The following is a 13415-nucleotide window of genomic DNA, read 5'->3' as shown; positions in this document are numbered from 1 at the left end:
TCATGTCGACATCTGTCGAAACAGCGTCAGAGCAGCGGGAGAAGCCACGCTCCCGCAATCTGACCCTTGCGTTGATCGTGATCGCCAGCGCTCAGCTGATGATCGTGCTCGACGCGAGCATCGTGAACATCGCACTACCCCACATCCAGACCGACCTGGGCTTCACCGACGCCAACCGTCAGTGGGTCGTCACGGCGTACGCCCTGTCGTTCGGCAGCTTGCTGCTGCTCGGTGGTCGCCTCGGTGACCTGTTCGGTCGCCGTCGGATGTTCTTCTACGGCGTGCTGCTCTTTGCGGCCGCGTCACTCCTCGGCGGTGTCGCGCCGAACGAGAGCCTGCTCCTGGCGTCCAGGGCGCTGCAGGGTGCGGGCGCTGCACTCGCCTCGCCGGCCGCGCTGGCGCTGATCAACACCACGTTCCCGGCTGGCAAGGAACGCAACCGGGCGATGGCGACGTACGCCGCGATGTCCGGTGCGGGTGCCGCAGTCGGCCTCATTCTCGGTGGCGCACTGACCGAGATCGACTGGCGCTGGACGTTCTTCGTCAACGTGCCGATCGGCCTGTTCGTCGCGTTCCTGGCTCCGCGCGTCCTCGTGGAGTCGGAGGGCAATGACGCCAGCGTCGACGTGCCTGGCGCAGTGGTCGGGACCGCCGGCCTGTTCGGCATCGTCTACGGCCTGTCGCACGCTGCTCAGCCGGACTCGTCATGGGGCGACTTCATGACGCTCTTCCCGCTCATCGGCGGCCTCGTCCTGATCGGCGCCTTCGTGTTCGTCGAGACCAAGGCGAAGCACCCGCTGCTGCCCATGCGTGTGCTGGCCGACCGCAACCGCGCGGTGAGTCTGTTCGCCATGCTGCTGGTCGGTGCCGGGATGTTCGCGATGTTCTTCTTCCTCGGGCTGTTCGTCCAGCAGGTGCTGGGCTACTCCCCCGTGAAGGCCGGCTTCGCGTTCCTGCCGTTCAGCGTCGGTATCGCGGTTGCCGCAGGCATCGCCTCCAGCCTGGTCGGCAAGATCGACCCTCGGTGGCTGGCCGGCATCGGTGGCCTGTTCTCCGCGGGCGGCATGGTGGGTTACGCCCAGCTGAGCGTCGACAGCAACTACGTCACGGGGCTGCTGCCCTGGATCGTCATCCAGTCCGTCGGTATGGCCTTCCTGTTCATCCCGCTGACGATGACGGCAACGGCACGCATCAGTGCCAACGACTCGGGCGCCGCGGCATCGGCTCTGAACACCGCACAGCAGATCGGTGGCGCCGTCGGCATCGCCGCTCTGTCGACCGTGTTCACCAGCGCCGCGACCGACAAGGGCAAGGAGCTGATGGCGCAGGTCATCGCGCAGGCTCAGGCCAAGGGTCTGCCGCTGCCGACGACGGCCGCCGAGAAGGCAGCCGCCGCCAAGCAGTTCCAGCAGCAGTTCGGTGGTGAGATCCAGACCTACGCCTCGACGCAGGGCTTCTGGGTTGCCGCCGGCATGCTCCTGCTGGGTGCGGTCGCGACCCTCGTGTTCTTGAACGTCAAGCACGAGGAGCTGGCCACGGACGGCCAGGAGAGCGTCCACATCGGCTGACCCGGTAGATCGGGGGAACCGAGACGAAGGGCCGGGGTACGCCTACCCCGGCCCTTCGTCGTACCCAGCGCTACGCAGTCCGCTGAACGCGCACGTAGGCGCGGCAGGCGACGGCGAGCACCAGCGACAGCAGGACCACGTTGCTGATGAGCTTCTGCCAGGTCGGGATGTCGCCCAGCGGCGTGGTGAAGAACGCCGGTATGCCGATGGAGAGCAGGTCGCCGATCACCGCGGCCACGACGTGTCGGCGCTCCCAGCCGGCGCGCTGCGACCATCGGCCGACCAGGACCACCCAGGCGACGATCGCTGCGGCCGCGACCCCGGTGGAGAACCATCCGGTCGGGACGACGCTGCGGACCATCAGCAGCGCGGCACTCACGAGCGCCACGACCCACGGGGCGGGGACTGTCCCCGCTCGTACGGCCGGGTTTCGCCGTCGCGTCAGCGCGAGGACGACGAGCAGCACGACCACCGCGACCGCACCGGCCAGATGCCCCGCTGACACCCGGAACGACGTCGCATTCAGCTGGTCGCCGAGGATCACGCCGCACGCGCCCAGCCAGAGCAGCGCGACCACAGCGAGACCGACCGGGCCGAGCCACGGCGTACGACGTCGTGCCGGCCACAGCCCTTCGGCGAGGGCGATGGGCGCGGCGATGCTGCCGAACACGTGACCGGCGACGAAGGTCAGCGCCATGTACGCACTCGTGCCCGCCCACGGCATGAAGGTCGGGTCACGCAGGTCGTCCCAGTACGGGATGTCGGAGTAGTCCGGGTCGAAGAGGCTCTGGTCGACCAGCCCCGCCTCGATCAGCCCGAAGGCGGTGGCGAGCAGCAGGATCGTCGGCCAGCCCAGTCCCCTGCGCCGGGCCACGTCGCGGATGAGGACGGCCGGGGCGCCGTACAGCGGTCCGAAGATGAACACCCCGAAGATGAGCGCGACCGGGTTGGCGATGGTGTCGTCGTACCCGATCAGGTACTCGGCCGTCACCGGAGCGAACACGAGGACGAAGAGCACGGGCGCGAGGAGGTGGAGTCTGGCCTTCACGACCCAGACGTTATGAAGACCGCCACCCGTGCGACATCGGCCGAAGGTCTCGCGGAGCACGACCAAGGTGTGGCGGAGCACGATCCGCGGACGTACCCCAGGGCGCGTGAGAGGCCCGGCTAGGCTCGCCCGAGCGTCTGCCCCCCTGAGTACCTGGGAGTTCCGCATGTTCCGCAAGGTCCTGGTCGCCAACCGAGGCGAGATCGCCGTACGCGCCTTCCGCGCTGCGACCGAGCTCGGCGCCGCGACCGTGGCGGTGTTCCCTTACGAGGACCGCAAGAGCGAGCACCGGATGAAGGCCGACGAGGCCTACCAGATCGGTGAGGTCGGGCACCCGGTCCGCGCTTACCTCGACCCGGCCGAGATCGTCCGGGTGGCCGTCGAGTGCGGCGCCGACGCGGTCTACCCGGGTTATGGCTTCCTGTCGGAGAACCCGGCCCTGGCCGAGGCCTGCGCCGACGCCGGCATCACCTTCGTCGGGCCCAAGTCCGACGTGCTGCACCTGACCGGCAACAAGGCCCGAGCCATCGCCGCCGCCAAGAAGGCCGGGCTGCCGACGCTGCGCAGCATCGAGCCGAGTGATGACCTCGATGTGCTGCTCGGCGGGGCCGCGAAGATCGGCTACCCGGTCTTCGTCAAGGCCGTGGCCGGTGGTGGCGGCCGCGGTATGCGCCGGGTCGAGCGTCCGGAGGATCTGCGCGAGTCCCTCGAGGCCGCGATGCGCGAGGCGGAGTCCGCGTTCGGCGACGCGACCTGCTTCATCGAGGAGGCCGTGGTCGACCCGCGGCACATCGAGGTGCAGGTGCTGGCTGACGGTGACGGTGACGTGATCCATCTGTATGAGCGGGACTGCTCGGTGCAGCGCCGCCACCAGAAGGTCGTCGAGATCGCGCCGGCGCCCAACCTCGACCCGCAGCTGCGTGCCCAGATGTGTGCTGACGCAGTGGCTTTCGCACGCGAGATCGGCTACGTCAACGCCGGCACCGTCGAGTTCCTGCTCGATCCGCAGGGCCGCTATGTCTTCATCGAGATGAACCCGCGCATCCAGGTCGAGCACACGGTCACCGAGGAGATCACCGACGTCGACCTGGTCGCCTCGCAGCTGCGCATCGCGTCCGGTGAGACGCTGACCGACCTCGGCCTCACCCAGGACGACATCCAGGTCAAGGGCGCGGCGCTGCAGTGCCGCATCACCACCGAGGACCCGTCCAACGGCTTCCGCCCGGACACCGGCTCGATCACGGTCTACCGCTCGGCCGGCGGCTCCGGCGTACGCCTCGACGGCGGCACGATCTTCGTCGGCGCCGAGATCAGCGCCCACTTCGACTCGATGCTCGTGAAGCTCACCTGTCGTGGACGCGACTTCGCGACGGCCGTACGTCGCGCGCGGCGTGCGCTCGCGGAGTTCCGTGTCCGTGGTGTCAGCACCAACATCCCGTTCCTGCAGTCCGTGCTCGAGGAGCCGGACTTCCTGGCCGGCCGGGTGACCACGTCATTCATCGAGGAGCGGCCGCAGCTGCTCAGCGCGCGAGTGCCGGGCGACCGCGGCACCAAGCTGCTGAGCTATCTCGCCCACCAGACCGTCAACCAGCCCTACGGGCCCGAAGCCGCGATCAAGCACACCGCGCGGAGCAAGCTGCCGGCGTACGACATCACGACCCCGATCCCGTCGGGCGCCCGTGACCGGCTGCTCAAGGACGGACCGGAGGCGTTCGCGCGGGCGCTGCGCGAGCAGACGGCCGTCGCCGTCACCGAGACGACCATGCGTGACGCGCACCAGTCGCTGCTGGCGACGCGCGTGCGCACCCGCGACCTGATGCACGTCGCGCCTTACGTCGCGCGGATGACGCCGCAGCTGTGGAGCGTCGAGGCCTGGGGCGGCGCGACCTTCGACGTCGCACTGCGCTTCTTGTCGGAGGACCCGTGGGAGCGGCTGGCCAAGCTGCGCGGTGCGATGCCCAACCTGCCGATCCAGATGCTGCTGCGCGGTCGCAACACGGTCGGCTACACGCCTTATCCGACGCGCGTCACGGACGCTTTCGTCGACGAGGCGGCGCGGACCGGCATCGATGTCTTCCGCATCTTCGATGCGCTCAACGACGTTGAGCAGATGCGCCCGGCCATCGATGCCGTCCGGTCGACCGGCACGGCCGTCGCCGAGGTGGCGCTCTGCTACACCGGCGACCTGACCAGCCCGAACGAAAAGCTCTACACACTCGACTACTACCTCGGGCTCGCGGAGCGCATCGTGGACGCCGGCGCGCACGTGCTCGCGATCAAGGACATGGCCGGACTGCTGCGTGCGCCGGCGGCGCGCACCCTCGTGACGGCACTGCGTGATCGGTTCGACCTGCCGGTCCACCTGCACACCCACGACACGGCCGGTGGCCAGCTCGGCACGCTGCTCGCGGCCATCGATGCTGGCGTCGACGCGGTCGATGTCGCGAGCGCGTCGATGTCCGGCACCACGAGCCAGCCGTCCATGTCGGCGCTGGTCGCTGCGACCGACGGCACTACTCGCGCAACGGGACTCGACCTCCAGGCTGTCGGCGACCTCGAGCCCTACTGGGAGGCCGTGCGTCAGCTCTACAAGCCGTTCGAGTCCGGGCTCCCCTCCCCCACCGGCCGCGTCTACCACCACGAGATCCCCGGCGGTCAGCTGTCCAACCTGCGCCAGCAGGCCATCGCGCTGGGCCTCGGCCACCGGTTCGAGGACATCGAGGACATGTACGCCGCGGCCAACGCGATCCTCGGCAACATCGTCAAGGTGACTCCGTCGTCCAAGGTGGTCGGCGACCTCGCCCTCGCGTTGGTCGGTGCGGACGCGGATCCCGTTGACTTCGAAGAGAATCCGAGCAGGTACGACATCCCGGACTCGGTCGTCGGCTTCCTCGCCGGCGAGCTGGGAGACCCGCCCGGCGGCTGGCCCGAGCCGTTCCGCACCAAGGCGCTCGCCGGTCGTACGATCCGGCCGACGGTGACGGACCTGTCGGAGGAGGACGAGCAGGCACTGCTCGCCAACCCCGGACGTACGCTCAACCGGCTGCTTTTCCCCGGCCCCACCAAGGACTTCGAGCGGTCGCAGGAGATGTACTACGACCTCTCACTGCTCTCGACCAAGGAGTTCCTGCACGGGCTCGGCCCGGGCCAGGAGCACGAGGTCGACATCGAGCAGGGCAAGCGGCTGCTGCTGTCGTTCCAGTCGATCAGCGAGCCCGACGAGCGCGGCTTCCGCACCGTCATGTGCCTCGTGAACGGCCAGCTGCGCCCGGTCCAGGTCAAGGACGAGTCGGTCACGGTCGACATCAAGCAGGCCGAGAAGGCCGACCCGAGCCAGGCCGGGCAGGTGCCCGCACCGTTCGCCGGAGTCGTCACCGTCTCGGTCGAGGAAGGCACTGTCGTCGAGGCTGGTGCGGCTGTGGCGACGATCGAGGCGATGAAGATGGAGGCCGCGATCACCGCGCCGGTCAGCGGCACCGTGAAGCGAGTGGCCGTGACCGGCCAGGCCCAGGTCGAGGGCGGCGATCTGATCGCCGTCATCGAACCGGCCTGACCGGCCCGGGTACTCAGTAGCGGATCGTGTGCGACGCCAGGATCTGGGTGGGCACTCCCTGCGTGCCCAGTCCGGCAGCCGGGCGGTCCGTCGTGAAGTACTCCCGGAAGTCCTGGCTGAAGTGACCGCTCATCATCGCGATGTTGCTGTCCCACGAGCCGCCGTCAGGCCCGTCGCCCGCCCACAGGTCGAGCAGTGAGCTGCCGACTCGGCCCTGGACGGTGTCACCGCTGTCCCAGCCCGGCGTGCTCGGGTCGTTGACGAAGCTCGCCTCTTGACCCGTGTCGAACACGTAGCGGTAGTCGCCCAGGGCGTAGGCCGCGACCGCGTCAGCGAAGCCTTCGGTCCAGGCGCACGAGGTCGAGCTGCTGCGCTCGACGTAGTGCGGGGAGCAGCCGGTCACCTCGGGGAATGACTTGTTGTAGAGCTGCCACTGGAACCAGTGGCCGGCCTCGTGCAGCACCAGGTGCTGCGAGTCCGGCTGGTCGCCGCCCAAGATCACGAAGTTGGTGCCGCCGTAGTCCCAGTAGCCCCCGTCCCTGTCCGCACTCCAGACCACGGTGAAGATGTCGCACTTGCCAGCAGCCTGGTGCTTGGTCCAGCACGGCGTCGTGGGGTTGGCGCGCTTCCAGTAGAGGAGGTTCATCGTGTCGACGATCTTCCAGGCGTCCTGGATCGCGGTCGGCGCCCACACGGTGCCGAGATTCACGGTCCCGGACGCTGACCGGGTCGGCGTCGTGAAGGCGTACACCCCGCCTGTCTCGCTGGTGATGACCCGCCACGTCGCCGTGCTCGCCGAGGTGAACCGGACGTACGCCTTCGCCAACGGCCCTGCGGAGTAGCACGCGTTGAAGGACCCGTTGCCGGCCGACGTGATGCCGCCGGAGAGCTTCTTCGGCGAGCCCGAGGCGGTCGTCGAACCCCAGAGCTCCCAGTTGGCGTTGCGGGCTGGCGCTTCGGTCGCCGGCTTGCTCGTCCCGGCCTCCGCGTTGAAGCCGTGGTACTTCAGCGTGCCGGTCAGGCACGTCGTGTCCTTGTGGCCGTGACCGGGACCGTGGCCGTGGCCACGTGGCCTGGTCGCCGCGTCCGCGCTGCTGAAAGCCATGGTGGCTGCAGCAAGCCCGAGAACACCGGTAGAGAAGAGGAATCTGCTAACGCCTGCACGTCTAGCCATGATCGTTGCCTCCGTGTCGGTTCAGCGCACCTGTTGCGCCGTCATCCAGTTCTCCAGACCGCGCGCGTCGAGCGGGAGCGCGGCCGAGAGCACTTCCGAGCCGGTGTCGGTCACCAGCACGTTGTCCTCGATCCGTACGCCGATACCGCGCAGCTCAGGCGGCACCGACAGGTCGTGCGCGTGGAAGTAGAGGCCGGGTTCGACGGCCATGGCCATCCCCGGGGAGACCGACCGGGCGTGGTACTCCTCGTAGCGAGCCGACGAGCAGTCGTGCACGTCGAGCCCGAGGTGATGGCCGACACCGCAGACGAGGAAGCGGCGGTGGTGCTGACCGTCCGGCGAGAGCGCCTCGTCGACGGACACCGGCAACAGGCTCCAGTCGTGCAGGCCGCGCACGATGACCTCCATCGCCGCGTGGTGGAAGTCGTCGAACGTGCGGCCTGGCGCGACCGTCGCGAGCGCTGCGCGCTGGGCCTTCTCGACCAGGTCGTGCACCTGTCGCTGCACATCGCTGAACGTGCCGGAGGCCGGAAAGGTACGGGTGACATCAGCCGTGTAGAGGCTGCGCGTCTCGACACCCATGTCCAGGAGCACAGCATCGGAGGGACGGACCTGGCCGTCGCACCGGACCCAGTGGAGGGTCGGCGCGTGGGCGCCGCTGCCGACGATCGTCGCGTAACCGACGCCGTTGCCGTACGTCCTCGCATGCCGGTCGAACGTGCCCTGCAGCCAGCGTTCGCCACCGTGCGCGATCGCGGTCGGGAACTCCGCAACGACCGCCGCGAAACCCCCGACGGTCAGGTCCACCGCACGGCGCAGCTGCTGGACCTCCCACGCGTCCTTGACCAGCCGCAGCTCGGAGACGATCTGCTCGACGCTCTCCTGCGCGCCCAGACCCCTGAGGACGTCATGGTCGAGCTGGCCTCCGACGAAGGGCTGGACCGCAGTGCTGAGCGCGGACTCGAGCTCCTCGAGCGGTCGCACGGTGATCTGCAACGCTGATGACCACTCGGCAATGCCAGGCGCCGGACCGACCCACAGCTCGCCGTGCGCGGAGTCGGAGAAGAACTCTGGACCACCGGGGCGGGCCGGCGGCGGAAGGAAGAGGACGGCGTCGTGCCCGCCGGGGACGGGCTGCAAGACGAGCACGGCGCGCTCGATCGAGGCTCCCGCCAGCCAGTAGAACCCGGAGTCGACCCGGAAGTCGTAGACGTTGTCGTCGTTCCGTGTCGGAGCGCTGCCCGCGCCGATCACGACCGTGCGACCGACGGTCAGATCCGACAGTCGCGCTCGGTGTTGCGCGGCCGCCGCGGCTGCGCCCTCGGCGACCACCGGCGTACGGTCCGGCTCGTCCCACCCGCTCGACATGTAGTCCACGAACGCCGGGCTCTCGGACAACCGCGGCAGCCGTGGATCCTGCGCCACAGGCTTCGAGGTCTCCAGCTCGTCCGTCCGACTCATGCCCGTCCTTCCGTTGGCGCCGGCGCCCCGCGCACCGACAGTGTTCGGCACATTAAACGCAACTGGTCGGTATGTCGAACGATCTTGGGAAAGCCATACCGTCGCGCGGCGCGGCCGTGGCCCGCGTCGGACGAGTTAGGGTTCGGCGCATGGAGCCGGAGCCCGTACGCCGCGTCCTCGCCGACAACCTGCGGCGCGCGCGCCTCGACTCCGGCATCTCGCTGTCCGAGCTGTCGCGTCGCTCGGGCATTGGCAAGGCCACGTTGTCGGCGCTCGAGTCGGGCGCGGGCAACCCGACGATCGAGACCGTCTTCAGCCTCTCTCGCGCGCTGGGCGCACCGATCTCGACGCTGCTCGAGGACTCCGTCCCGACGCTGTCGGTCGTGCGCGGCGATGAGCAGGACGTGCTCAGCGGCCCCACCATCGACCTGCGCATGCTCCGCACGTTGCGACGCAACGGCGTCGCCGTCGAGGTGTTCGACCAGCAGATCCGCACGGGTGGGCCGCAGCCCTCCTCGGGCCACATCGGCACCGAGCACACCATCGTCCAGGTCGGCACGCTGCGGGTGCACGTCGGCGAGCAGACCGTGGACCTGCACGCCGGCGACGCGATCGCCTTCGATGCCCACCAGCCGCACAGCTACGAGGCGATCGATGGCGACGTACGGTCCGTGCTGCTGCTGGAGTACCCGCCAGGTGAGGCCCAGCGCGTCTTCGACCTGCACCCCTGACGCGGCCCACTTCTTGACACGACGAACGTGTTCTCTCTACCGTGACAAGCGTTCGATATATCAAACGCCTTGTCCGAGTTCCCCGAACGCCCGAAGTGGAGTGCCATGAGCGCTGGCACGGTCGCCGTCATCGGCGCCGGTGTGGTGGGCGCTGCCTGTGCCCGCGCGCTCGCCCTCCGCGGCCTGTCGGTCCACGTGATCGAGCGCGGTATGCCTGGCGCCGGCACGACCTCTCACGGCGAGGGCAACATCCTGGTCTCCGACAAGGCGCCCGGGCCTGAGCTGACCCTGGCGATGCGTTCGCGGCAGCTGTGGCCCCAGGTGCTGGAGGAGCTGGCCGAGCAGCTCGGTCACGACGCCGTACGACACGTCGAGTGGGAACCCAAGGGCGGCGTCGTGGTGGCGACGACGGAGCAGGGCGCTGATGCCCTGCAAGCGTTCGCCACCCGACAGCAGCAAGCCGGAGTCAGGGCTGAGCCGTTGTCCGCCGATGAGCTCGCCGAGGCAGAGCCGCACGTGACCCGCGAGGCGCGGTGCGCGTACCTCTATCCCGATGACGCACAGGTCCAGCCGGTCGGCGCCGCCACCCTCCTGCTGCGGTCCGCTGTGATGGCGGGCGCCCAACTGCATTGCGACACAACGGTTCTCGGCGGCATCACGTCGGGCGACTCTCTTCGCGCGCTGCGAACCACGGCCGGCACGATGCGTGTCGACGCGGTCGTCAACGCGGCCGGGCCGTGGGCGGGCGCGGTGGCGTCCGACTTCGGCGTCAGCCTCGACATCCGGCCCCGTCGTGGCGAGGTGCTCGTGACGACCGCACAGCCGCCGATCGTCCACCACAAGGTCTACGACGCCGACTACGTCGGTGCGGTCGACAACGGCTCAGCAGCCATGCAGACCTCGACCGTCGTCGAGAGCACGCGCAGCGGGACCATCCTCATCGGCTCCACCCGCCGCCTCGTCGGGTTCAACAGCACGATGGGCGCCGAGCAGTACGCCGCCCTCGCCGCGGGTGCCATCACCCTGTTCCCGCGCCTCGCCGTCGTCCCGGTCATGCGGGCGTATGGCGGCTTCCGGCCCTTCACCCCTGACCACCTGCCGGTCATCGGGCCGGACCCGAGACTGGCCGGTCTGTGGCACGCGACCGGCCACGAGGGCGCCGGCATCGGCCTCAGCGTCGGGACAGCGCAGCTCCTGGCGCAGCTCATGGTCGATGGTGTGCAGGAGCCTGACCTGTCGGCGCTCGGCGTCCGCCAAGCGGTCACCAACGACGCCGTACGACTGCACGCGGACGAGGCCGTCTGATGCCCGCGACCTTCCGGCGTGAGCCTCAGGACATTCCTCTCATCATCACGGTCGACGGCGTCGACTTCGAGGGCGTTGAGGGTCAGAGCATCGCGGGCGTCCTTCTGGCGCAGCGGCGTTCGGCGTGGCGCACGGGACCTGGCGGGTCCTCGCGAGGCGTGTTCTGCGGCATCGGAGTCTGCTTCGACTGCCTGGTCACCGTCAATGATCTGCCCGACGTACGCGCCTGTCGCCGACCGGCCACCGCGGGCGACGTCGTCGTCACCCAGTCCCGTCACGAGGAGCGGGCATGACCGGCCGACACGTCGCGGTCGTGGGCGCAGGACCCGCGGGGTTGGCGGCCGCGGCTGCGGCCGCCCGTGCGGGCGCTGAGGTCACGCTCATCGATCAGTCGGACAGTCTCGGCGGTCAGTACCACCGGCAGGCAGCACCACAGCTGCGTACGCCGGACGCGGTCGGCCCCACGGCGCCGGAGGGCGTCACCTGGCTGCGCTCGGCGACGGTCTGGGCCATCGAGGACGGCACCACGGTCAGAGTGGTCACCGGCCCGTCGGACGGCACCGACCGGACGCAGCACTGCCTGCGGGCAGATGCCCTCGTGCTGTGTCCTGGCGCGCACGACCGCGTCCTGCCGTTCCCCGGCTGGGACCTGCCAGGTGTCTACACCGCCGGCGCTGCGCAAGCCCTCGCGAAGCGCGAGCGTCTCGCCATCGGGCGTCGTGTGCTCATCGCCGGCACCGGCCCGTTCCTGCTCCCTGTTGCCCAGACCCTGAGCTCGGTCGGCGCCGAGGTGGTCGCCGTCCTCGAGGCGCAGCGCCCGAACCACCTCGCTCGCCACTGGCTCGCGCGACCTCACGAGCTGCGGTCGCACCTTGAAAAGGTCTGGGAACTCAGCGGATACGTCACCGGCCTTGCCCGATCACGCACCCAATACCGCCCCGGCTGGGGTGTGGTTGCGGCTCGCGGTGACGGCCGGGTCGAGGAGGCGGTCATCGCCCGCCTGTCCCCCGACTGGAGCGTCCGCGCCGGCACCGAGACCACCATCGCCGTGGACGCAGTGGCCGTCGGGCACGGGTTCACCCCGGCCCTGGAGCTGCCGCTCGCGGCCGGCTGCACCGTCACCGATGACCAGTTCGTCGAGGTCGACGAACATCAGCGGACGAGCGTGGCTGACGTCTTCGCAGCCGGCGAGGTGACGAGCATCGCGGGTGAGGCGGGCGCCGCCGCTGAGGGCGCCGTAGCCGGCTGGATCGCCGGCGGCGGATCAGCCGATGCCATCGCGCCGCAGCTGCGCGCTCGCGACGTGTGGCGCGGCTTTGCGCGACGTCTCGCCGGAGCGACCGCCATCGGTCCGGGCTCGCTCGAGTGGCTCCGACCGGACACCGTGATCTGCCGCTGCGAGGACGTCCCGTATGACGTCGTACGCCAGGCTCTCGCCGATCCCGTGACGTCCGGCACCGCGGCCGTACGACTCGGCACGCGAGCCGGACTCGGACCCTGCCAGGGACGTACGTGCGGGCCCACCATCGCCGCCCTGACGCGCGCTACCGGACATGCCGACCCATCCCAGACGACCCGACCCATCAGCACACCGATCCGTCTCGGCGAGCTCGTGCACGCCGACCGGACCACCAAGCAAGGAGAAGCATCATGAGCAAGCAGCCCACCCGTGACCTCGGCGGCGTGATCGTCGCGACCGCCCTGCCGTACCGCGAGAACCCTTCTGCGCCAGCGGGACTCGAGGTCGACTACGACCGGTTTGCCGAGCACTGCCGTTGGGTTGTCGAGAGCGGATGCCGCGGCGTCGGGCCCAACGGCTCGCTCGGGGAGTACTCGTCGCTGACCGACGAGGAGCGCCGCAAGGTCGCGCAGACCGCCATCGAAGCGGTCGGGGACGACGGCGTCGTCGTGGTCGGCGTGCACGGTGCGGGCTCCCACCAGGCTCGCCACTGGGCCGAGCTCGCTGCCGAGGACGGCGCCGACGGTCTGCTCTGCCTGCCCCCGACCATGTACCGGGCGAACCGGCGCGACGTGATCGAGCACTACGAGGCGATCAACGAGGTCGGCCTCCCGATCATGGCCTACAACAACCCGATCGACACCAAGGTCGACCTGACGCCGGACCTGGTCGCCGAGCTCGCGCAGCTCGACAACGTTGTCGCGATCAAGGAGTTCTCCGGAGACGTCCGCCGGGTCCTGGAGATCAAGGAGGTCGCGCCGGACCTGCAGGTCGTGGCCGGCGCCGACGACGTCGCACTCGAGTCACTCGCCATGGGCGCGACCGGCTGGTTCGCCGGCTTCCCGAACGTCTTCCCTCGTGAATCGGTCGAGCTGTTCGACCTGGTCGGCAAGGGAGACTTTCAGCAGGCGTACGACCTGTACGCGCCTCTCGTAGCGGCGTTCCGCTGGGACTCGCGCACCGAGTTCGTGCAGGCGATCAAGCAGTGCATGGACCAGGTCGGGCGCTATGGCGGCCCGTGCCGCCCGCCCCGTGGCGCGCTGCTGCCCGAGGTGGCCGACCGCGTACGCGCCGACATGACCCGCGCCGTCGACGCACTCGCACAGCGCCGCTGAC

10 protein-coding genes are annotated in these 13415 nt (G+C 69.6%); 7 read left to right on the top strand and 3 right to left on the bottom strand.

Annotated features, from left to right (window positions below; all coding sequences use genetic code 11):
• Positions 1–2: 2 nt before the first annotated feature.
• Positions 3–1568, top strand: coding sequence for a DHA2 family efflux MFS transporter permease subunit (locus tag VV02_RS11025; protein WP_052591601.1), 1566 nt, complete (start codon positions 3–5; stop codon positions 1566–1568).
• A 70-nt stretch (positions 1569–1638) separates the two neighbouring features.
• Here the strand turns inward: VV02_RS11025 and VV02_RS11020 are convergent, their stop codons facing one another.
• Positions 1639–2616 carry a hypothetical protein gene (locus VV02_RS11020; RefSeq protein ID WP_052591600.1) on the bottom strand — a complete coding sequence of 326 codons (978 nt, stop codon included), beginning with the start codon at positions 2614–2616 and terminating at the stop codon, positions 1639–1641.
• A gap of 166 nt (positions 2617–2782) precedes the next feature.
• Between VV02_RS11020 and VV02_RS11015 the strand changes: the two genes are divergently transcribed.
• Positions 2783–6169 (top strand): pyruvate carboxylase, encoded by a 3387-nt coding sequence (locus VV02_RS11015; protein ID WP_052591599.1) that lies wholly within the window; start codon positions 2783–2785, stop codon positions 6167–6169.
• A 13-nt stretch (positions 6170–6182) separates the two neighbouring features.
• On the opposite strand, the gene VV02_RS11010 is transcribed toward VV02_RS11015, so the two are convergent.
• Positions 6183–7274, bottom strand: a complete 1092-nt coding sequence (locus VV02_RS11010) for a metalloprotease (RefSeq protein ID WP_157063366.1) — start codon at positions 7272–7274, stop codon at positions 6183–6185.
• A gap of 90 nt (positions 7275–7364) precedes the next feature.
• On the bottom strand, positions 7365–8804 hold the full coding sequence (locus VV02_RS11005) for an aminopeptidase P family protein (RefSeq protein ID WP_052591598.1): 1440 nt from the start codon (positions 8802–8804) through the stop codon (positions 7365–7367).
• A 149-nt stretch (positions 8805–8953) separates the two neighbouring features.
• Here VV02_RS11005 and VV02_RS11000 point away from each other — a divergent pair, with 149 nt between their 5' ends.
• The 5 genes from VV02_RS11000 to VV02_RS10980 all read left to right on the top strand — a co-directional run bounded on the left by VV02_RS11000 (position 8954) and on the right by VV02_RS10980 (position 13414).
• Complete coding sequence (locus tag VV02_RS11000; RefSeq protein WP_052591597.1) at positions 8954–9535, top strand: helix-turn-helix domain-containing protein; 582 nt, start codon at positions 8954–8956, stop codon at positions 9533–9535.
• Between the two features lie 105 nt (positions 9536–9640).
• The gene (locus VV02_RS10995) at positions 9641–10840 is read left to right on the top strand and encodes an NAD(P)/FAD-dependent oxidoreductase (protein WP_083450076.1); all 1200 of its coding nucleotides are present in this window, start codon (positions 9641–9643) and stop codon (positions 10838–10840) included.
• A complete protein-coding gene (locus tag VV02_RS10990; protein ID WP_052591596.1) occupies positions 10840–11133 on the top strand; it encodes a (2Fe-2S)-binding protein in 294 nt (97 codons plus the stop codon). Before VV02_RS10995 ends, VV02_RS10990 begins: the two co-directional genes overlap by 1 nt.
• The gene (locus VV02_RS10985) at positions 11130–12494 is read left to right on the top strand and encodes an FAD/NAD(P)-dependent oxidoreductase (RefSeq protein WP_052591595.1); all 1365 of its coding nucleotides are present in this window, start codon (positions 11130–11132) and stop codon (positions 12492–12494) included. The genes VV02_RS10990 and VV02_RS10985 overlap by 4 nt, the downstream gene beginning before the upstream one ends.
• Positions 12491–13414, top strand: a complete 924-nt coding sequence (locus VV02_RS10980; protein ID WP_052591594.1) for a dihydrodipicolinate synthase family protein — start codon at positions 12491–12493, stop codon at positions 13412–13414. Before VV02_RS10985 ends, VV02_RS10980 begins: the two co-directional genes overlap by 4 nt.
• Position 13415 lies beyond the last annotated feature (1 nt).

The organism is Luteipulveratus mongoliensis (assembly GCF_001190945.1).
Lineage (GTDB): Bacteria > Actinomycetota > Actinomycetes > Actinomycetales > Dermatophilaceae > Luteipulveratus > Luteipulveratus mongoliensis.
Note: the sequence above shows the minus strand (reverse complement) of the source record. Positions and strands in the feature narration are given on the sequence as shown.

Excerpts from the sequence above, each read along its gene's own strand:
- VV02_RS11025 (WP_052591601.1), top strand. The coding sequence starts at position 3 with ATGTCGACATCTGTCGAAACAGCGTCAGAGCAGCGGGAGAAGCCACGC.
- VV02_RS11015 (WP_052591599.1), top strand. The coding sequence starts at position 2,783 with ATGTTCCGCAAGGTCCTGGTCGCCAACCGAGGCGAGATCGCCGTACGC.
- VV02_RS11010 (WP_157063366.1), bottom strand. The coding sequence starts at position 7,274 with ATGGCTTTCAGCAGCGCGGACGCGGCGACCAGGCCACGTGGCCACGGC.
- VV02_RS11005 (WP_052591598.1), bottom strand. The coding sequence starts at position 8,804 with ATGAGTCGGACGGACGAGCTGGAGACCTCGAAGCCTGTGGCGCAGGAT.
- VV02_RS11000 (WP_052591597.1), top strand. The coding sequence starts at position 8,954 with ATGGAGCCGGAGCCCGTACGCCGCGTCCTCGCCGACAACCTGCGGCGC.
- VV02_RS10995 (WP_083450076.1), top strand. The coding sequence starts at position 9,641 with ATGAGCGCTGGCACGGTCGCCGTCATCGGCGCCGGTGTGGTGGGCGCT.
- VV02_RS10990 (WP_052591596.1), top strand. The coding sequence starts at position 10,840 with ATGCCCGCGACCTTCCGGCGTGAGCCTCAGGACATTCCTCTCATCATC.
- VV02_RS10985 (WP_052591595.1), top strand. The coding sequence starts at position 11,130 with ATGACCGGCCGACACGTCGCGGTCGTGGGCGCAGGACCCGCGGGGTTG.
- VV02_RS10980 (WP_052591594.1), top strand. The coding sequence starts at position 12,491 with ATGAGCAAGCAGCCCACCCGTGACCTCGGCGGCGTGATCGTCGCGACC.